Annotated in this window: 17 protein-coding genes; 8 read left to right on the top strand and 9 right to left on the bottom strand. The window is 39.4% G+C overall.

Features of this window, described 5'->3' with window-relative positions; all coding sequences use genetic code 11:
• Positions 1 to 546: 546 nt before the first annotated feature.
• Together CDZ94_RS21875 and CDZ94_RS17115 are read left to right on the top strand one after the other, a co-directional pair.
• Positions 547 to 669 (top strand): hypothetical protein, encoded by a 123-nt coding sequence (locus CDZ94_RS21875; protein ID WP_280951865.1) that lies wholly within the window; start codon positions 547 to 549, stop codon positions 667 to 669.
• Positions 670 to 829: 160 nt separating this feature from the next.
• Positions 830 to 1,264, top strand: coding sequence for a hypothetical protein (locus CDZ94_RS17115; protein ID WP_096439120.1), 435 nt, complete (start codon positions 830 to 832; stop codon positions 1,262 to 1,264).
• A 677-nt stretch (positions 1,265 to 1,941) separates the two neighbouring features.
• Here the strand turns inward: CDZ94_RS17115 and htpX are convergent.
• From htpX to CDZ94_RS17090, 5 genes are all read right to left on the bottom strand, one after another.
• Positions 1,942 to 2,856 carry a protease HtpX gene (gene htpX / locus CDZ94_RS17110; RefSeq protein ID WP_096439118.1) on the bottom strand — a complete coding sequence of 305 codons (915 nt, stop codon included), beginning with the start codon at positions 2,854 to 2,856 and terminating at the stop codon, positions 1,942 to 1,944.
• 703 nt (positions 2,857 to 3,559) lie between these two features.
• Positions 3,560 to 4,333, bottom strand: a complete 774-nt coding sequence (locus tag CDZ94_RS17105; RefSeq protein ID WP_096439116.1) for an ABC transporter permease — start codon at positions 4,331 to 4,333, stop codon at positions 3,560 to 3,562.
• The gene (locus tag CDZ94_RS17100; RefSeq protein ID WP_096440962.1) at positions 4,320 to 5,294 is read right to left on the bottom strand and encodes an ABC transporter ATP-binding protein; all 975 of its coding nucleotides are present in this window, start codon (positions 5,292 to 5,294) and stop codon (positions 4,320 to 4,322) included. The genes CDZ94_RS17105 and CDZ94_RS17100 overlap by 14 nt, the downstream gene beginning before the upstream one ends.
• Positions 5,295 to 5,550: 256 nt before the next feature.
• Positions 5,551 to 6,099, bottom strand: a complete 549-nt coding sequence (locus CDZ94_RS17095) for a hypothetical protein (RefSeq protein ID WP_096439114.1) — start codon at positions 6,097 to 6,099, stop codon at positions 5,551 to 5,553.
• Between the two features lie 49 nt (positions 6,100 to 6,148).
• The gene (locus CDZ94_RS17090) at positions 6,149 to 7,000 is read right to left on the bottom strand and encodes a patatin-like phospholipase family protein (RefSeq protein WP_096439112.1); all 852 of its coding nucleotides are present in this window, start codon (positions 6,998 to 7,000) and stop codon (positions 6,149 to 6,151) included.
• Positions 7,001 to 7,660: 660 nt separating this feature from the next.
• Here CDZ94_RS17090 and CDZ94_RS17085 point away from each other — a divergent pair.
• Positions 7,661 to 8,923 carry an L-lactate MFS transporter gene (locus CDZ94_RS17085; protein ID WP_096439110.1) on the top strand — a complete coding sequence of 421 codons (1,263 nt, stop codon included), beginning with the start codon at positions 7,661 to 7,663 and terminating at the stop codon, positions 8,921 to 8,923.
• A 554-nt stretch (positions 8,924 to 9,477) separates the two neighbouring features.
• Here CDZ94_RS17085 and CDZ94_RS21585 read toward each other — a convergent pair.
• The 3 genes from CDZ94_RS21585 to CDZ94_RS17075 form a co-directional block, all read right to left on the bottom strand.
• Entirely contained in the window at positions 9,478 to 9,633 is a 156-nt protein-coding gene (locus tag CDZ94_RS21585) for a hypothetical protein (protein ID WP_198520761.1), read from the bottom strand.
• Between the two features lie 284 nt (positions 9,634 to 9,917).
• Positions 9,918 to 10,583 carry a carboxymuconolactone decarboxylase family protein gene (locus tag CDZ94_RS17080; RefSeq protein ID WP_096439108.1) on the bottom strand — a complete coding sequence of 222 codons (666 nt, stop codon included), beginning with the start codon at positions 10,581 to 10,583 and terminating at the stop codon, positions 9,918 to 9,920.
• 613 nt (positions 10,584 to 11,196) lie between these two features.
• On the bottom strand, positions 11,197 to 14,439 hold the full coding sequence (locus tag CDZ94_RS17075; protein WP_096439106.1) for a M14 family metallopeptidase: 3,243 nt from the start codon (positions 14,437 to 14,439) through the stop codon (positions 11,197 to 11,199).
• 547 nt (positions 14,440 to 14,986) lie between these two features.
• Here CDZ94_RS17075 and CDZ94_RS17070 point away from each other — a divergent pair.
• The 5 genes from CDZ94_RS17070 to CDZ94_RS17050 all read left to right on the top strand — a co-directional run bounded on the left by CDZ94_RS17070 (position 14,987) and on the right by CDZ94_RS17050 (position 17,797).
• Positions 14,987 to 15,361, top strand: coding sequence for a GntR family transcriptional regulator (locus CDZ94_RS17070; protein ID WP_096439104.1), 375 nt, complete (start codon positions 14,987 to 14,989; stop codon positions 15,359 to 15,361).
• Positions 15,358 to 16,230, top strand: a complete 873-nt coding sequence (locus tag CDZ94_RS17065) for an ATP-binding cassette domain-containing protein (RefSeq protein WP_096439102.1) — start codon at positions 15,358 to 15,360, stop codon at positions 16,228 to 16,230. The genes CDZ94_RS17070 and CDZ94_RS17065 overlap by 4 nt, the downstream gene beginning before the upstream one ends.
• 4 nt (positions 16,231 to 16,234) lie before the next feature.
• Complete coding sequence (locus CDZ94_RS17060; protein ID WP_096439100.1) at positions 16,235 to 16,951, top strand: hypothetical protein; 717 nt, start codon at positions 16,235 to 16,237, stop codon at positions 16,949 to 16,951.
• 242 nt (positions 16,952 to 17,193) lie between these two features.
• Positions 17,194 to 17,484 (top strand): transposase, encoded by a 291-nt coding sequence (locus CDZ94_RS17055; RefSeq protein ID WP_425352545.1) that lies wholly within the window; start codon positions 17,194 to 17,196, stop codon positions 17,482 to 17,484.
• Positions 17,485 to 17,617: 133 nt separating this feature from the next.
• Positions 17,618 to 17,797 carry a hypothetical protein gene (locus CDZ94_RS17050; RefSeq protein ID WP_096439098.1) on the top strand — a complete coding sequence of 60 codons (180 nt, stop codon included), beginning with the start codon at positions 17,618 to 17,620 and terminating at the stop codon, positions 17,795 to 17,797.
• Positions 17,798 to 18,047: 250 nt separating this feature from the next.
• Here the strand turns inward: CDZ94_RS17050 and CDZ94_RS17045 are convergent, their stop codons facing one another.
• On the bottom strand, positions 18,048 to 18,599 hold the full coding sequence (locus CDZ94_RS17045) for a DUF1572 domain-containing protein (RefSeq protein WP_096439096.1): 552 nt from the start codon (positions 18,597 to 18,599) through the stop codon (positions 18,048 to 18,050).
• Positions 18,600 to 18,934: the final 335 nt, after the last annotated feature.

Here is an 18,934-nt window from a genome sequence, read left to right as displayed (position 1 = left end):
AATCACTTTTGTGTTGAATTAACTTTCTTTGATGTAGAATAAGCGAGCTTTTGTGTAGAGAAAAGCCTATTTTATGTAGGATTGTTCCTAATAAAAACCAATCTACTATTGTTGCTGTTTAAGCGTCCTTTTGGCTCAAATAGCAAAATTATTTTTAAAAAAGTGCCTTGATGTTGAAATAAATCACTTTTGTGTTGAATTAACTTTCTTTGATGTAGAATAAAATGGCTTTTCTGTAGAAAAAAGCCTATTTTATGTAGAATTGTTTCTAACAAGAACCAATCTACTAAAGGGCAGTATCAAACTTATCCATAATAAAGTGTATTTTTTTACATTAATATTCTTTAATTTCATTTTTTCACCTCCGAAGCTTTAAATCTGGTATTGTTGTAAGTTAGAATAAAATTAGCATATTAATGGATTTGCTTGACAGCTCTAGCTAAGATCTTTTCTTCAATAAGAGGAACGTTTATTTCCTATTCACACCCAAATAAAAGGAAAAAGGTATTAAGTTTAATGGGATGTTATTATTTAAGGGGCTACGTAATGAAGAAAGTTTCTCTCATTGTTGGCGTTGGTTTCTTTGTTTTATCTACGTTGCTATTTTTGTGGCTTCAATCTCCGTATCCTTATTTAGCTGGCTTATTCGTGGCTCTTGTAGCATTTTAAATTACATTTTATTTTCGTATCCACTCGAAAATAATGAAACCCTAATATATTTACAATTATCCTGATAAAATTAAAATTCTCTCTCGAGTCAATATCACTAGACTTCCCGAAATCAAACCGTCTCTGCTTACATAAAACACAATCTTGGGAGGAATAAAACATGGTTACATTCGCGATTTTTGCTATCAGCTGGATCGCCATTTTATTTTTTACAGTACGTAACATCCGTAGGTACCGGGGGGCAAATAAAGATGAGCGAAAAGATCTGTTTCGTTCCACCGTTACAGGCGTATTTTCACTACCTGTGTTCTTATTTGTTATTGTAGGCATGCTTTTACAGAATGTCGGTGTCAACGAAGTGCTTTTAGACCGCTATAATCAGATCGGTTTCATTATTTTACTAATCAGTGTATTTGTCCCCGCAATTTTTCTAGTCGTCTATTACCTCAATAGAGATAAAAGCAAGTTGAATGACCCTTCCAAGTACAAATACCGATGGATGTACAAGTTCCGTTACGTGTTTCTTGGGATTATCGGCATTGGGCTCGTTGTCTCTCTAGTCAGGCTATATCAGATGGCGAATGTCGTATTTTAAAATGAGGTTACCCAAAAAGATGGTCAGCCTAAATCTAGGTTATGCAACGATTAGGCTCATCCGCCTAATCGTCTTCAGGAATACAGCTAGTAATAGGTTTTTATGCTGACTGACCTTGAAAAACTTAATTTTATCTTGAAGGAGTGAGAATATGTTTTTATTTTGGATTATTGCTTTTGCCCTCCTAATGTCCACGTTATTTGCAATAGAGCGTAAATTAAGTAAAGCAAATGAACAAAATAATGAGATAATAAAATTACTTAATCAACAGCAAGACAACTAAGTTACCCCTGCCATTAGTGATAGTAAGTGTCCCAAAATGTTAGTTTTGACCATTTAGTCAATGGTATAGAAATAAATCAATTTTGTGTTAAATTAACTTTCTTTTATGTAGAATAAGATGGCTTTTGTGTAGAGAAATGCCTGTTATATGTAGAATTGTTCCTAATAAAAACCAATCTACTATTGTTGCTGTTTGAGTGTTCTATTGCCTCAAGTAGTAAAATCATAAAAAAAGTGCCTTGATGTTGAAATAAATTACCTTTGTGTAGAATCAACTTTCTTTTATGTAGAATAAGCCGGCTTTTGTGTAGAAAAAAGCCTGTTTTATGTAGAATTGTACCTAACTAAAAAACAACTGCCCTAATTAATTAGAGCAGTTGCTTTATTCTTACTATTTAACGTTGTTCTAAGCGGGCAATTCGTTCATCTAAATCAGGGTGTGAGGAGAATAGCTTCATCATTCCGCCTTTTCCACTGATCTTCATTGTCTGGATCGCTGAGTCGTCTGTGCGGTCATCGACATTGGCACGAGCGACGTGTGCTTTCAAAGAACGTAGCGCATGGGCCATTTTATCACGACCCGCTAAGTCTCCGCCTCCACGGTCAGCATGAAATTCCCGGTGACGCGAGTAAGCACTTACGACTATACTTCCAAGGATCGAGAATAAAATTTGGAAAATTATAATGGCAGCAAAACGGACAATCACTTGCATTTCTGAACGCACTAATCGCGATACGAGGATTGCTGCGATTCTTGAGAAAAAGACAACAAAGGTGTTCACGACACCTTGCAATAACGTCATCGTGACCATGTCACCATTTGACACGTGTGCCACTTCATGGGCGATAACGCCTTCAACCGCATCGTCATCCATCGAGTTTAATAAGCCTGAAGAAACAGCCACAAGTGACCGTTTTTTCGAAGGACCTGTAGCGAATGCATTCACCTCGGCTGACTGATAAATCCCAACCTCTGGCATATGCATTAACCCAGCTGCACGTGAAAAGCGGTGAACCTTCTCAACTACAGCCCGTTCATGTGTTGATAATGGACCATCAGGATCAAGCACTTTGACCTTCATCATTTTCTTTGCCATCCAACGTGACATCGCTAGTGAGATAAATGACCCTATAAAACCTACAAGTAAGCTGAATACCATTAACGATGCATAATCAATCCCTAAGCCGGGACCTCCCGTCTCAAACGTACCACTGATGTCTGTAAAAGTCGTAATTAGCGACCAGACGATTACGATCGTTGTCATGACAAGAATGTTTGTTAATATAAAAAACAAAACACGTTTACCCATTCACACGCCTCCATTTTCATGTTTACCCATCTATTTTAACATGATTTTGTTAAAATGAAGAATAGTATGCTAGATTGATAAAATTGGATTTTTCAAGAGTAATATTGAGTACAATTTTCCAGAGCTGCAAACATGGGTTTCACATAGGAAATGACATAATCGAGAAATAGTAAGAGAAACTGCTTAGAGGTCTTTTATTAAGGCTCTTTTCTAAAAGGTTGTTGCTATTTTTTACTGCGCGTTAGGCGAGCGCTAGTTCAACTATGGTTATCCAAAAAGCCTGTATCATTGATTACTAAGGATACAGGCTTTTTAATAGAACCCTTTGTTATTGAATGTTTCTAAGAGTTCTTTCCAATTTACGGGGAAAACGATATGTGAAAAGTCCGGAGCTCCATAAAGTTACTCTTATTTTAACACCAAGCAAATTGGAGACCGTAGCCAAGTTGAAATGTGTTTAAAAGGTCTCTTAATAAAAAGATCTTCTGCGTAGTAGGCCGGAATCTGCGAGACTCCTGCGGAAAAACGGGCCAGCCAAGACCCCGCAGGGCGCTTTTTCCCAAGGAGGCTTGGCGGTTCGTCCGCGGAAAACAAGCAGATGGAGGCCAACGGAGCTGCAAAAAAATACGCTTTTTAAAATTTAGTCAACAAAACACGACTAAAGAATCTGTTGTTACATTCCATATAAAAGAGCAAGTACATTCTAGTACTGCCCCAACAGCCCCTTCTTCATTGCAATTTTCTCACAGCGGTGAAAGACAATTAATCCTAAGACTAAATAAACGAGGGAATTTAAAAGTAAGATTCCATAGTCGGACCAAGGTAGCTGAGTTAAAGTCAGGTTCTCAATCATCACCGTTCTTACCATATTCACCCCTTGGACAAATGGAGCGAAGGCAAGAAACGGCGCTACAGATAACGGGACAAAGACGAGACCCATTAAAACGAACTGGAAAATTTGTAAAAAGGCTTGAATTTGCTTTACTATAACCGCTAACCCTGCAATCATAAAGCTAACGCCAACCATGCTTACCATCGTTACTAAAATAATTGGGATCGTCGTCGTAGGGTTTAGATTCAGCCACTGCCCCGAGGTGAGCATTGCCGCGAAAAGTAAGATCACCATAATAATCGATTGCAGTGCAAATTGTCCGATGATACGAGTAAGCATGATTTTCCATACCCCCATCGGAGACATGTATAATTGCTCAAGTGTCCCCCGCATCGCCTCTGTTACGACTGAAAAGCCAATAAAGTTCATCGTCATCATCGTTAAGCTCCAAAAGACGACACTTACAATCGAATATTGCACATTCGCATCAAAACTGGCTGGATCTCCTATGAACATAATCCCAAAAAATGACGCCAGAAAAATAATATAGAACGTCGCTAATAACGCAAGCGTGTTCGGCAAGTAACGTTTCATCTCAATATATTCCTTACGTATATTGGCATTCATTAAATTAAGCCATTTCATACTTCTTTTCTCCCTTCACGATCTGCATAAACACTTGTTCAAAATCAATAGATGTGCGATCGATGCTTTCAACCATTGTTCCTTCCGCTTTGAAGATATCGATCAGCTCATAAATATCTTCACTCCGCTCTAAATTCACTTCAACAATCGTTTGATGAGATCCCGCTTTATACGTACTTAAAGGGAACTTCATTAACAGCTCCTTCTCCTGCTTTACGCTTAATTCTTCACCGAGTTTAATCGAATAAGCCCTTGTTTCAAAAAGCTTGAGCAAATTCTCCACCTTTTCGTCGATCACGACTTCACCTTTATTAATAATAATCGTTCGATCACACAGCTCTTGGACGACTGGCATATCATGTGAGCTGATAATGATTGTGCGTTTTTCTTCCTTTACAATCATCTTCAAAATTTCACGCAGTTCATAACTAATTTCAACATCTAGCCCGAGAGTTGGTTCGTCCAGCAAGATAACTTCCGTATTTGCTAATAAAGCGACAGCGATGGCCAGCTTTTGCTGCATTCCGCGAGACAATCCATTAACGAGTTCATTTTCTTTTTCTTTAAGACGAAATTGCTCCAACAGCTTTTCCACTCGATCGGATACTTGTATTTTCGAGTAACCGCGATTGCCAGCAAAGTATTCAAGGTTTTCCCGAACGGTTAACCGCCAGTACAAATTTCGATTTCCCTCTAAAACGGCGCTAATATGACGCAACGCTTTCAGTCTGTTTTTACGGATACTAAAGCCATTGATGTGGATCGAGCCAGCATCACTTTGCAGCAAACCACAAATCATCTTAATCGTCGATGTTTTCCCCGCACCATTTGGACCCAATAACCCAAGAACCTCTCCACGGTGCACATCAAAGGAGACATCGTTAACAGCGGTAATCGTTTCTTTCGTTTTTCTTTTCACATACTTCTTTTTAATGGCTTGAACTTCTATAATCTTTTCCAAAAAACTCATCCTCTCTCCCACACAAAAAATAACAATTATCCATATTACTAGCTCTTATTATATTTGAAAAATTCAGTATATAAAACTTACTTAAGATGGATATTTTATCCGTCTCGAGTCTGATATTGTATTCTTCAAAGGCTTAACATACTCGAGTGAAAACAGAACGTAAAAAACAACTGCCCTCTTTAAATGAGCAGTTGTTTAAGTCTTGGTATGGTTATTGTTGTTCTAAAAGCAGCTGGAGATGTTAAATCTAGTTCCTCCACAAAGACAAATACTTCTTCTGATACTTGCTTTCTTCTTCAGTTTCAATCAAAGCTAAGGCGTTTTGTTTGATATCTTCATCTTTTCCTTCATCATATAAGTTTCTTAGACCTTGAAGAATATCATAGCGAATCAAAGTATAGTTCTTCTCTTCAACGCAGTTTTTAAAGCGATCAACCAGGTGAGTGAACACCAGTTCTTTTTGCTCATATCCAGCTAGACCTACTCTCCACACGGATTGTATGCTATGTCTTGCAGTGACGAATTTTTGATCTTTCGTTACTTCCCATAATGAGGGGAAATCTTTTAACATTCTTTTCTCAGGATCACTTATTGCCAAATTGGAAAGGAATTGCGCGGACCTTGATCTTTTATGATGATCAGGATGAGTTAGACCTTCCTTCAATTCATCCCACACTTCATAGCTCCACGCTACCTTTTCTTCTGTAGCTGCTAGAATATTCTTATATGCTTCGTATTGAACGTTTTTATCGTTAGATTCTAGATTTTCAAAGTATGATTTTGTTACCCTGTCCATTCACTTCACCTCTTGTTTGATGTACTTTTCTTTTTACTAGCACGCAAGATTATTTTCCTAACCACTGCTTTAACTGTTCATATTGAACCTTTGCATCCTGGTACCCTAGCTCGTACAAGTGAAGCAGCCTTTTTTGATTCCGCTCGAAACTGCTAACAGGAAGGTCCACACTCGGCTGGATCAAAAATACGTTTCCTTTTTCCTGCTCAGATTCTATGAAGGATAAGGTTTCGTTATAGGTTGCCCGTCGTTTTTGCAATGAGTTGGCCACTGCGGGGTGTTTCCGATAAAGTAGCTTCATAAACGTAGAAGCTCTGCTTGGCTTTAACCGTTGATTATTGGCTTTTGTCATGATCACCACGTTTTTTTGACTGCCGTCTTCGTTGGCTTTTTTTATGGGAATCGGGTCAACGAGACCTCCATCAAGCAGCATTTTCCCTTCATATTCAACGGGCTTAGCGATAAAAGGCAGGGAGCTTGAAGCCCTTATAATTTTTAAAATATCTTTACCATGTTCATGTTTATTGTAATAACGAGCAACACCTGTGTGACAATCGATTGTACCGATTAAAAACTGCTCTTTACCCGTTCCAAACGTTGTGAAATCAAAAGGAACAATGTGATTTGGAATTTCATCAAATAAAAAATCCATGCCAAAAAGTTCTCTTTTTAAGATGAAATTACGCCAAGATAAATACCTTGAATCATGAACAAGACCGATATTGACCTCTTTATTCCGCCCCTTTTGTCTTGATAAATAAGAAGCTCCCATACAAGCACCGGCAGAAACTCCGATTACATAGTTGAAAAACAACTCTTTTTCGAGGAAGTATTCAAGAACTCCAGCTGTATATAACCCTTTCATTCCGCCACCTTCTAATACGAGCCCGCAATTGTACATATGAAACGTCCTTTACTTTTCAATTATGAATCAGTGGGTTTTTGTGTAGAATTGTTTCTAACAATAACCAATCTACTTTTGTTAGCGTTCTTTTGGCTCAAGTAGCAACATTATTTAAAAAAAAGAGCCTTGATGTCGAAATAAATCAATTTTGTGTTGAATCAACTTTCTTTTGTGTAGAAAAAAGCCTGTTATGTAGAGTTGTTTCTAACAAGGACCAATCTCCTTTTGTTAGCGTTCTTTTGGCTCATGTAGCAACATTATATAAAAAAAAGAGCCTTGATGTCGAAATATATCAATTTTGTGTTGAATCAACTTTCTTTTGTGTAGAAAAAAGCCTGTTTTATGTAGAATTGTTTCTAACAGAAACCAATCTACTTTTGTTAGCGTTCTTTTGGCTCAAAAAGCAACATTATTTTTAAAAAAGTGCCTTGATGTAGAAATAAATCATTTTTGTGTAGAATTAACTTTCTTTTGTGTAGAGAAAAGCTTGTTTTATGTAGAATTGTTTCTAACAAGGACCAATCTACTATTATTGCTGCGCTTATAATTAAAATACCACACCCGAAAAAATTTCTCTTTTCTAAATTATTTGATTTGTGTAAAAATTATGGTAACATTCTGATACATCATATTATCATGACACAGAAGGAGGACAAAATGAAAACAACTAAAAATAGGTGGCTCATTGCTTTATCAGCTATTGCTATTCACCTCTCCATTGGTGCCGCATATGCCTACAGCGTCTATACGAATCCGATTCATGACACAATGGGCTGGTCAACAGCAGGCATAACATTTGCCTTTACGATTATGATGGCCCTTGCAGGACTATCAGCCGCATTCTTTGGAAGTTTTGTTGAAAGAAATGGTCCTAGAAAATCAGCGATACTATCCGCTATATTATTCGGTTTAGGACAAGCAGGCGCTGGCGTTGCCGTTGCCGTTGATTCCTTAGTACTTTTTCTTCTTACATATGGATTAGCAAGCGGGCTTGGATTGGGACTAGGTTACATCGCTCCCGTTTCTACGCTCGTTAAATGGTTCCCTGACCGTAGAGGCTTAGCCACAGGTATGGCAGTAATGGGCTTTGGTGCCGGAGCACTTATTACAGCTCCAATTGCAGCTAACCTAATGAATTCGATCGGGATTACAACCACATTCTATGTTTTAGGTACGAGTTATTTTCTCCTTATCATCCTAGGTGCTTCTTATATCGCACCTCCTCCTGAAGGTTGGATGCCAGATGGGATGAAAAAAGATATTGCCTCTGGTAAAAAAATCGTTAAAAAAGATTTGTCGCAACTGACGGCAAAAGAAGCTGTTAAAACAAGACGTTTCTGGATGCTGTGGACGATGATGTTAATTAACACGAGTGCAGGAATTATGATGATTTCAGTCGCTTCGCCAATGGCTCAAGAAGTCGTCGGATTGACAGCTGCAGCTGCCGCTACCATGGTAGGGATCATGGGAATTTTTAATGGTGGAGGTAGACTTGCTTGGGCAGCCATTTCTGACTACATTGGTCGCCCTGCGATATTCATGATTTTCTTTATTCTTCAGTTAATTGCATTCTTGATGCTTCCTAATGTAACCAATGTCTTATTGTTCCAAGCGCTTATATTAATCGTTGTGAGTTGTTACGGTGGTGGATTCTCAAATCTCCCAGCCTACATTGGCGATTTATTTGGGACAAAACAGCTTGGTGCTATTCATGGTTATATGTTGACTACATGGTCTCTTGGTGGAATTATAGGACCCTTCCTAGTCACTCAAATTAGGGCAATAACAGACAGCTACATCCCTGTGTTCTACGTTTTCACAGGATTAATTGTCATCGCTTCCGTACTTTCTATTTTGATTCGTCTAGATATCAAAGCGATCGAAAAAAGACATGAGAAGCAAAAAGAAGGCGTGGCTTAGTTAGGGTCATGATTCAAAGGCTTAGAGAACTTCTAAGCCTTTTGTGTTTAACCAATAAGGTTAGGTATATTATTTCAAAGTTAATCCTTGTCCAACAGGATGGAGGCATTGCTTGGTGTTAAATTAAGAGGAGCTTTATTTAGCTCCGTTGACCTCCATCTGCTCGCTTTCCGCGGACGAACCGCCAAGCCTCCTCGGGAAATGCGTCCTGCGGGGTCTCGGCTAGTCCGTTTTTCCGCTGGAGTCTACGTGTATTTCCTTCGCTGGTATAGTGCTTTGTAAATTCATCACATTGATGAAGTCAAACAATGGCTATTCATTTTTATAATGGATGATTGGAGCGAAGGGCAGTCGACTCCCGTGGAAAGCGACTGTCCGGAGCGGAAATCAATCTACTTCTATGTCGCAGTTTATATATTTTGTGTCAAGAACAACAATCTTTTAGAAAACAGCGTTACTTATCAAGGCCCGAAGACACCACGACACTTCTACGGAAGTATAATATGCTTCTCATATGAATGATTTCTGAGCTAATGACATACTCATATTATTCTTTATTGTGTGTGCTTATAAATAACCATGGCACCCAGATAAAATAGAGAGGATGAAAATTTTATATCCACCACTTCTACAGAGTTGTCATCTAAAAGCTTATTTACTTTCTTGCTTAAGCCTTTTTCAGTAAATCCAATAAATGTTTCCACCTTCAATTTACACTCCACCTTATTCTCTTTTTATAAAATCGATTGATCACCTTCATTTTTACATTTTCCTCTATTGAAGGGTTTAATTCCCAACAGATATTTGGAGGTCACATAATGTTTTACTTAACCTTAATCGTTGGCTTTTTTTATTTAGGAATCAACTTTCCGTCTATGACAGAACTCTGTCACTCCCCCTTATTCAGCTAACCCACGGTTTGGTTTTTTTGTGGGGCGGGTTAGCTTGTGATTTACTCGTTTACACCTCTGATGTAAACCTCCAACGTGAAGATTTATAGAGAGTTACGTTCATATGCATTTAGCGCATTCACGCTATGGGCAATTGCTGACCCTGCTTTTAATGCTGTGGAGACAAACACTGATTCAGCAATCTCTTCTAAGCTTGCACCCTCTTTTTGCGCTCCTTTTGTATGGACTTCAATGCAATAAGGACAGCCTGTTGTGTGGGCAACAGCAACCGCAACCAGTTCTTTTTCTTTGGAAGTTAGTAATCCCGGTTTCATGGCTTCTTGATCAAACGAAATGAATGACTTAAACATATCGCCATTTAATTCCGAAAATTCTCTCATTCTTTTAAAATAAGCACCCTTATAAAGTTCATCTTGACCTTCACCATCATAACTGTTTAGGGCGTTCACGCCATGAGCAATAGCTGACCCTGCCTTCAGTGCTGTGGCGACCATGATCGCTTCCGTTACTTCTTCTTTAGATGCCTCTTGTTTTTTGACATTCTCGATATGTACTTCTATACAATAAGGGCAGCCAGTAGTATGTGCTACAGCTACGGCAATCAATTCTTTTATTTTACCTGACAATGCTCCAGGGGCTAATGCTTTTTGGTCGAAATTAATAAAGGCTTTAAATGCCTCCGGTGCAAGTTTTTCTAGTTCACCAATTCGGTTAAAATACGACTTTTTGTACAATACATCTTCGCTCATCCTTATCCTCCTCATAATTGAATCACTTTCATATAATAGTAACTTAATGTAGCTTCGTTGGCCTCCATCTGCTCGCTTTCCGCGGACGAACCGCCAAGCCTCCTGGGAAAGCGTCCTGCGGGGTCTTGGCTGGTCTGTTTTTCCGCAGGAGTCTTGCAGATTACGGCAGGATTCTCGCAGATTACGGCCAACTGCGCAGAAGATCTTTTTTATTAAGGGAGCTTTATAAGCACTTCAATTCAGCTTGGCTACGGTCTCCAACTTGCTTTTGTTAATTTAAGAGTAACTTTATGTAGCTTCGTTGGGGGCTAAAAAGACTCTCTGATCGTACAATAGACATGAGGGGTTTCCTCCCATTTCACTTCGTTTGTTTGGTCACTTCTAAATTCGACATTGGGGGATGTGCTTCTTTTTTCATGTCTTAGACCCGTTGAGCTGCCTGGGCTCAGAATTATGAAATTCATTAAATTCAATAAAGGTTCTATAAGGTACACCTTCAATATAAATGGAGAAAATCCTTCCAAGCTCTTAGTGCTTACAAAATTTTTTAAAAATCTTTGTAAAAAACCGCCGGGATTGCGATAATCCCGGCGATTCCGTACTCTACTTCTATTTACTCTTCCTCAAACGTTTTAAATCTTGTAATTTCTTCTGTTTTATTTGCTGACTTGCCCTTTACTTTCACGTCGCTGACATTGAGTACCCGGTCCTCAATTTCTCTTCCTTCGTACCTTTCCTCTGTCATCGTGACTTCAATAGATACAGTGAAATCTTTGTCTTGTAAACCAGGTGCGTGATCAAGATTGATGTCCGAAAGTGGCAATAGATAAGAGGAATCTCCGAATTGCAATTCGATTTTTGCATCTGGCTGTGTTTCCTTAAGCTCCTCGATGGCGCTAGAAGGTATATTCACTTCTAGTGCGTTATCACTTCCACCACGATCTGAAGCGATCGTTACGCGGTCTACCTGTTGATTCGCGTTTCCTGCATTTACAATCTCGTCTTTCTCAACTGTAGCATTTACTTTATTTCTTCCATTCTCATCCGTTGTTCTTTCGACTTTCACTTTATCGTTATCAACGATCACTTCGTTCTTCTCGCCTCGGTTCGCTTTTGGATTACCGTTAGACTCAGAATCTTCTGTAACAGAACTAAAGATGCTGTTCGCTAGCAATCGATAGCTGTGTTCAGTATGAGCCCTGAATGCTAGGTCATTTGCAAACATTGTAAAGGTTGTGTCTTCTGTCTCTTGCGTAAAGGCCATCGTCTGCCCTTTTGCCCCTTGGTTACCAGGCCACCAGCCGGCAGTGTAAAAATCCTCGGTATCTCCGAAGGTTGCCAATACTTCTGCATCTTCAGGTACACCTGAGATCCATGACCCTGTCGTGACATAAAGCAGTTCTTCTTCCTCATAGCCTGCCGTTAACTGGTGGTCATTGACATTAGCCTTAACAAGCCCTTCATGATTGGCTCTAGTATAGTCGAAGGTAAATCCAGGAAGTAACCCACTGTTTCTTACAGCATTTAACGCATAGACGCCAATCCCGATATAGGATTTTCCAGATACGTGTTCACTGTTAAACGAACTTCCATCACTAATAATCACATCAGCGTCGGCTTGATCAACAAGGTCAAAGCCAAGCTGCTCCAGTGAAAAACGTAATTGCGAGGAACCGGTGACTGCTACTTGAGGTTTTGTAAGCTTGCTCGTTTTCACATTCTTTCCGTTTCCGAATGGTTGTGACTCAAAATAATACGTGTCTTCATATGCACGCAAATCCTTCAGTTCAACAATATAATCACCTTTTGTTGCTTGGGCTTTATTTTCTGCCGCCACTTCGACTGTTTTCCCGTCTGCAAGCAGGGCGTTGACCACTTTTATCGTATCATTTGATGAGTTATCGAGTAGCTGCTTTGGTGAATTTCCAGTGATATCACCCGTCGGGATCGTGACTTCATTCACTTCCGCTGTCTTTCCATTAAACAAACCTTCATCACGAACATCAATGGAATCAAAGCCTCTTAGATCAGGGAAGTTGACAACGATTGGGTCATACATCGCACTCCAGTCAGACACATCGTCACCTTCGTAAAGAACCGCATTCGCTAATCCTCGTTTTGCCTGATTCATCGGTACGACATAGGTCCCTTTTGGATAGGTTGTTCCATCAACTTTCACTGGTCTTGTTGTTTCTTCTACCTTCACACCATTTCGCAGCAAATAATCTGCCATTTTGTGTGCTTCAAGGATATTTTTCTGTCCTTTTTCATCTGCAGGGATGACATAATAATCTGGGAAAAAGCTATCGTGATCCCCGCGAACACGGCCAATCGATTCTCCTGCGGCATTAACAAAGTGCTCATCCACTGCGCGGTTGTCTTCTCCATTCACGCCGCGTTTAAATATCTCTAGCTGTTCTTGGAATAATTCATCCTTATTTTCTGTAACAAACTTCGTCGCTCCTAAGCCGGTGCCTACCATCGCATGTAAGGAATCCTGACTTAATGTCGGAACTTCTATCGTATGACCAAGAGATCCGTGAAGCATGGCATACATTGCTGTATAGGCTGGCGACATATCATCCCATCCGTCTTCCCACTCAAGCTTAGCAATAAAATACGACGTTAAATCAGAATTTCCGACACCTGCTCTTCCCATGGAATGGGCTTGATCCAACATGTTTCCAATGAGTAAGTCATACTCAAAGTTTGGATTATGCGGCGGAGTAGTCGGCTCAATTAAAAAGCCGTTTACATAACCATGCATATCAATGAATGACAATGGCGTCCATTTCGAAATGATTTCATTTACTTGCTGTGTTTCTACCTGCGTTTGATAAGCGTTATCACGATTTAGGTCAAATCCTTCTGCATTCGCTCTCGTATTTGCGACTCTACCGTCAGGGTTACTAGTCAACATGTATAAGAAAATCGTATCATCAAGAACTTCATCGACATCCAACGTTACTGGAGATTCCTGATTATTTTCATCCGTATTCGTAAAGGTGACCTCTTCTTCAAGTGCGAACTTTTTCAACAGCTCAACCTGGGCATCGACACCTTCAACTTCATCGGGGTGAATATTGTTAAACCAAATCGGAACCTGGTAATCTCCCATTGTGTCATTTTCCAGCTTTTCTAGTAAACTTTCAGGATCTTCAAGTGCAGCTGGCAATGTTTCATCTAAGTATTTGTCCACGGCAGCTTCATCTCTCGCCAAAATAACAAAGTGGATGTCTCTTCCTTCGGCGGATTCACCAACCTTTTGATATTCAAGATAACGGTTGTTTTCCCCGTCTTCCTCAGCTTCTGCAAAAACCTCATCAATCGCCGGCTTTAGCTCATCATAAAATAAAAACTCATCGTAAACATTAAGCTTAACGTTTGTGGCAGCCTTTGAACCACTCTCAGAGTCAATCAAGGCTAATTCATAGTCACCGATAAACTGCTGGTACTGTGTACGATTCGTTCGGTTTGATAGATTTGTAGTATCATAAGGTAAACCAAACTCTAACGTAGCTGTTACTTCGGTCGTGTCGTCAACAAACGAAGGTTCTTCGATAACGTTAATAAACGGCTCCCCGTCATAATTACTGCCTCCGCTCCATTTCTTCCATTCAGAAAGGTTTTTTCCGTCAAACTCGAATGCTAGTTCATTTAGGTCAACCTCTTCACCGAAGTCAGCTCGAACTTCCACTGTACGTGTTTCTGTTAGCGAAAAGGTCGATCTGCTTACTTCCAGTTCCGTTCCTTCGTCAGCTTGTACTTTGCCACTTTCCGTAACAGCTAACGAAGAAGGAAATACCAAAGTTAGCACCATGACAACCGCTAACCATCCTATTGAAAGTTTTTTCATAGATTTACCCGCCTCTCTACTCTTTATTAGTTTTATCATCCACATTAATTAAATATTAGCAGAATATTCCGAGTATCGTAAGGAATTTATCTAACAATCCTCATATAAGGTACTTTCTTCCTGTATAAAAATTTACTCACATGTATACATATAGGATAATAGTACCTATTACTCATTCACTTCATACCCTATTTCTATTAAAACTGACTCTTAAAAAGAAAAAGCCACTCCAAATGATGATCTGGACCAGGGCGTATTAACTAGAATTTTTCTGTTTCTACAAAAAAATGGTGGAACTGTTACAAGCGGTTTATATTAAGGTGCTTCGCGTTAAGATAAGCTTCTCTTGGTCCAGCCACCAATCTATCTTCATCGTTTTATAATCATTCATCAACACGTCTTCTGATAGAAAGTGTGAAGAGAAGAACAGACCATCATTTTAACAAAACTAGAGAAAATCTTGACAAATAAATCGTCACCTATTATTGTTATATACATAACTATATAACCATATAGCACTTGCAAGAGAAAAGGTGGTGATCTCTGCTTGAGTAAATCATTTCATGATAAAAAACCTATATTTTTGCAGATTAAAGAGAAGATCGCAGATCAGATTGTTAACGATCAGTTGAAAGAGCATGATCAGATTCCGTCAACGAACCAACTCGTCCACTTTTACAAAGTGAACCATATTACGGTATCCAAGGGGATTACCTTGCTTGTTGATGAAGGTATTATTTACAAAAAGAGGGGTGTAGGTATGTTTGTGGCTGAAGGAGCAAAAGAGAAGCTGTTCCAACAACGAAAAGAGGCGTTTGCCGGTGAGTTTGTGTTGCCGATGATACAAGAAGCCGACAAATTAAACCTATCAGAAAAGGACATAACCGCCTTAATCAAAGAAATAAAAGGACGTGATCAATGATGTTTGATGTGGAAGTTAATCAAATAACTTTGAAATATAAACAATTCGAAGCACTAAAGGACATTACATTTACCCTTGAAAACGGAAAAATATATGGCTTAATCGGAAGAAACGGAGCAGGAAAAACGACCCTCCTGTCGTTACTCGCTTCCTATATGGAACCAACATCGGGAACGATCAAAATGGGGGGAGAAAATCCATTCGAGAACAGAAACATCATGCCACACGTGTCATTTATTTATGAAACAGATTACAAAGATGAATACGAACCGGCAAAAAAATATCTCGAAGCTATTGAACGCTACCGCCCGAACTTTGACAGGGGATATGCTGAGAGGCTTGCCCACCTCTTTAAGCTGCCGTTAGATAAACCTATTAAAAAGCTTTCCAACGGCATGCAATCAGCACTTAATGTTACCATCGGCCTGGCTAGCCGTTCTCCTGTTACGATTTTTGACGAGGCTTATCTCGGTATGGACGCGCCAACACGTGACCTCTTTTATAAAGAGCTGTTGGATGAGCAATCTCGCTACCCGCGGATCATGATTTTATCGACCCACCTTGTGTCGGAAATGGAGTACTTGTTTGATGACGTTTTGATGATTGATAAAGGCAGACTATTACTTCACGAACCGTTTGAAGAGATCATTTCCAAAGGGGCATCGGTAACCGGGTCCTCAAAGAGCGTCGATGAGTTTGTGAGTGGGATGAAGCAGCTGAATACCCAACAACTCGCAGATACCAAATCCGTGATGGTTTACGGTGAGCTGTCAAATGAACAACAATTCAAAGCAGAACAGATGGGCCTGGAAATTGGCCCCGTGTCGCTTCAAGACTTATTTATTCATTTAACAAATGAGGAGGATTAACAAGATGTCAAATACTGCGTTGAAGATAGGAGCAGATTTATATAAAATTCAAATGAAATGGGCCCTGTGGTTTCTCCCTATTGTCTTAGTTGTTCAATTTGCTCTTCTCATCCTTGTTCCTGAACCAGAAATAAGAGATCTTAGCTATTTAATGTTCACTTTCCAACCGACTAAAATCTTTATGCTCATCTGTGGGATGATTGTAATTTTTGCTTTCTTCACCTTATTCATCAAACAAGGAGTCACTCGTAAAGATTTCTTTGCAGGGATGGCAATCGCAGGAGTTTGGTTGGCTTTTACGATGATCATTATATCCGCATTGATTGCAGGGATCCTGATGTTCATCGGTAATTTTACACCTCTATTTTCAGATATGACGACGTCGACCTTTTTAAATACGCAATCTGATTGGATTGTACCTATTCTCGCTCTTAGCTTGATCATTCTCGTCTACTATTTAGCAGGATGGATGATCGGCATCGGTTTTTACCGCTTTGGAGGCTTGGGAGGCCTAGGTTTTATTGCCTTAGCCATTACCTTTATGACTGTCGCCGATATATTGTGGGAATCCGAAATATCCCATCCATTAGCTGGATTCATTAATCTAAACCTGTCAGAACTGGCCATTCCCGTCTCGTTGACCGGAACCCTCATTTTGCTGGGGCTTGGCTTATGGATGATTCGAACCGTTACGAGAAGAGTCACCATTAAAATGGAGTAGGGTGGGACAGGGGGACAGGTACCATGTCCCTCTTTTGAGTTTTTTCTTGAAGGGTTCTTCGTAGTTATGTGAAATATATTTCAGGAGTGATGCAGTTTTTAGTTGAACCTTCCTTTTTTGTCCCCTTTTAGTCTAGTCTCCATGACCTTCGTTTGCTTGATGTTCCCTTCTTATACTTCCCACCATTTTTTTCTCGATTTTCCGTATTACTATGCTAAGAAATTTTTAGAGGTGATGTTTATTTGCCCAGAAAAGCAAGAAAGAAAAGCAGCACCGGAGTCTATCATATTGTGTTTCGCGGCATTAACCGCCAGACTATTTTTGAAGATGATGAGGATAAGAGAAAGTTTTTACAGACACTTGCAAGATACAAGAAGAAAAGCTGCATAAAACTTTATGGCTACTGTTTGATGGATAACCATGTACACTTGTTGGTGAAGGAGACGAAGGAGAGCATTTCGGATTTTATGAAGAGATTAGGTATCCATCCGTCAAATTGCACGGGTTACCGGAATCTCGAAAAATGTTTTTGATCGAATTAAGTGATATGTGGACATGAGCTTGAATGCGAGCGGCGTTTTTGCCGTAATGTTAGAATATCCTCGTTTTTAACACCTTATCGAAAAAGTTCATTATTTTTCACCCCAATAAAAAGGAGCTTTCCATTTGTCTGCGAAAATTACCAATATCGGTCTGAAAGGGCTGGGAGGCTATCTGATCAGGAGTATATATGGTAAAAAGTTGTATGGAATGAAAGAGAGGTTGCCGGCTTTTAAAGCAGAGAAATTAAAGCAGCTTCGATTGATGGCGAGGGAACAGCCTTATATAAAACCTCTTCCTGTATAGATCGCTTTTCAAGTTTCCTTTCAGGTCAATACTCCCTTTATCCATTTCTGATTATACTGAATGAATAAGATAAACGAGTGCCAGTATACTTCTGTTAAACTTTTTTTGCGTGTAAGAGTGAGACAGGCTTTCAAGTCATACATTTGTTCCTCGCGTTGTTTCCGGGACGACGTACCTGTCCCTTAGGTTGTTTAATTTTTGGTATACAATACTCCACCGTACTAAAAAAGCACCTTTGCAGAATCTTTCCTCACTTATACTTTTTGTGAGAAGAATGCCTTTTCCGCATTTGTTGTAGGTATTCTTCTGATTTGCCTTTCGGGATACTCAAGCTTTCCCAATCCTCATCTTTCAGCTGCTTTCCAATATAAACAATTTGCCCTATATGATAAGCATAATGAGCCATCTGTCTCTCTATCGCTTCAAGTACCGTATGACCTTCACTACGAATATATATTGTCTTTAATAAATCTTGTTCACTTAAATGACTCAATGTTTTAAAAAGAGTATTCCATCCTTTTTCCCAAACTGTAACCAATTCTTGCTTCGATGATATCGTATTTTCAAATTCTTGCTCGCGATTCCTATAAGGCTTTTCTCCATCGGAAGTTAATAAATCAGACCATCTAGAGACCATATTTCCACTTAAATGCTTTACGATAACTGCAACACTATTTGACTCTTCATTTAATATCCAATGAATATCGTCTTCTGATAATTGACTTATTGTCTTATCTCCAAGACCTTTAATACTTTGAAACCTTTCTTGAACAACTTTCAAATACTCGTTTCCAAGACTCATATTGGTACCCTCTTTTACAAAGTTAATAGACTATCGGCATTTACCGAGTATTGTGGCTCAAGGTTTTTCTTGAGCCTTATTTTTTCAATTCTCCTAATCTTAAAGAAGACCTTTTTCGAGATGGCGATCCCAAGGATTGGCCTGTCATTTCTAAGCTTGGAATCACCGATCTCTCGGCTACACCGGAATGACTTTGGGACTCTTATTCTCATCGAGGACCGAGTCCTCGATTCTATGCTGCATTCCTATTTGCTTTCGCTACTCGCGGTTCCCCCAAAGGGAATGACGTGCCAATTCATTGTTTAACACTTCTATATCTAGGTGAGCCTCAATAT

Source organism: Alteribacter populi (genome assembly GCF_002352765.1).
GTDB lineage: Bacteria > Bacillota > Bacilli > Bacillales > Salisediminibacteriaceae > Alteribacter > Alteribacter populi.
The sequence above is the reverse complement of the archived record's forward strand: the minus strand, read 5'-3'. Positions and strand labels throughout refer to the sequence as shown.

What these genes read in the sequence shown, in the direction of transcription:
- CDZ94_RS21875 (WP_280951865.1), top strand. Translation starts at nt 547, where the DNA reads ATGAAGAAAGTTTCTCTCATTGTTGGCGTTGGTTTCTTTGTTTTATCT.
- CDZ94_RS17115 (WP_096439120.1), top strand. Translation starts at nt 830, where the DNA reads ATGGTTACATTCGCGATTTTTGCTATCAGCTGGATCGCCATTTTATTT.
- htpX (WP_096439118.1), bottom strand. Translation starts at nt 2,856, where the DNA reads ATGGGTAAACGTGTTTTGTTTTTTATATTAACAAACATTCTTGTCATG.
- CDZ94_RS17105 (WP_096439116.1), bottom strand. Translation starts at nt 4,333, where the DNA reads ATGAAATGGCTTAATTTAATGAATGCCAATATACGTAAGGAATATATT.
- CDZ94_RS17095 (WP_096439114.1), bottom strand. Translation starts at nt 6,099, where the DNA reads ATGGACAGGGTAACAAAATCATACTTTGAAAATCTAGAATCTAACGAT.
- CDZ94_RS17090 (WP_096439112.1), bottom strand. Translation starts at nt 7,000, where the DNA reads ATGTACAATTGCGGGCTCGTATTAGAAGGTGGCGGAATGAAAGGGTTA.
- CDZ94_RS17085 (WP_096439110.1), top strand. Translation starts at nt 7,661, where the DNA reads ATGAAAACAACTAAAAATAGGTGGCTCATTGCTTTATCAGCTATTGCT.
- CDZ94_RS17080 (WP_096439108.1), bottom strand. Translation starts at nt 10,583, where the DNA reads ATGAGCGAAGATGTATTGTACAAAAAGTCGTATTTTAACCGAATTGGT.
- CDZ94_RS17075 (WP_096439106.1), bottom strand. Translation starts at nt 14,439, where the DNA reads ATGAAAAAACTTTCAATAGGATGGTTAGCGGTTGTCATGGTGCTAACT.
- CDZ94_RS17065 (WP_096439102.1), top strand. Translation starts at nt 15,358, where the DNA reads ATGATGTTTGATGTGGAAGTTAATCAAATAACTTTGAAATATAAACAA.
- CDZ94_RS17060 (WP_096439100.1), top strand. Translation starts at nt 16,235, where the DNA reads ATGTCAAATACTGCGTTGAAGATAGGAGCAGATTTATATAAAATTCAA.
- CDZ94_RS17045 (WP_096439096.1), bottom strand. Translation starts at nt 18,599, where the DNA reads ATGAGTCTTGGAAACGAGTATTTGAAAGTTGTTCAAGAAAGGTTTCAA.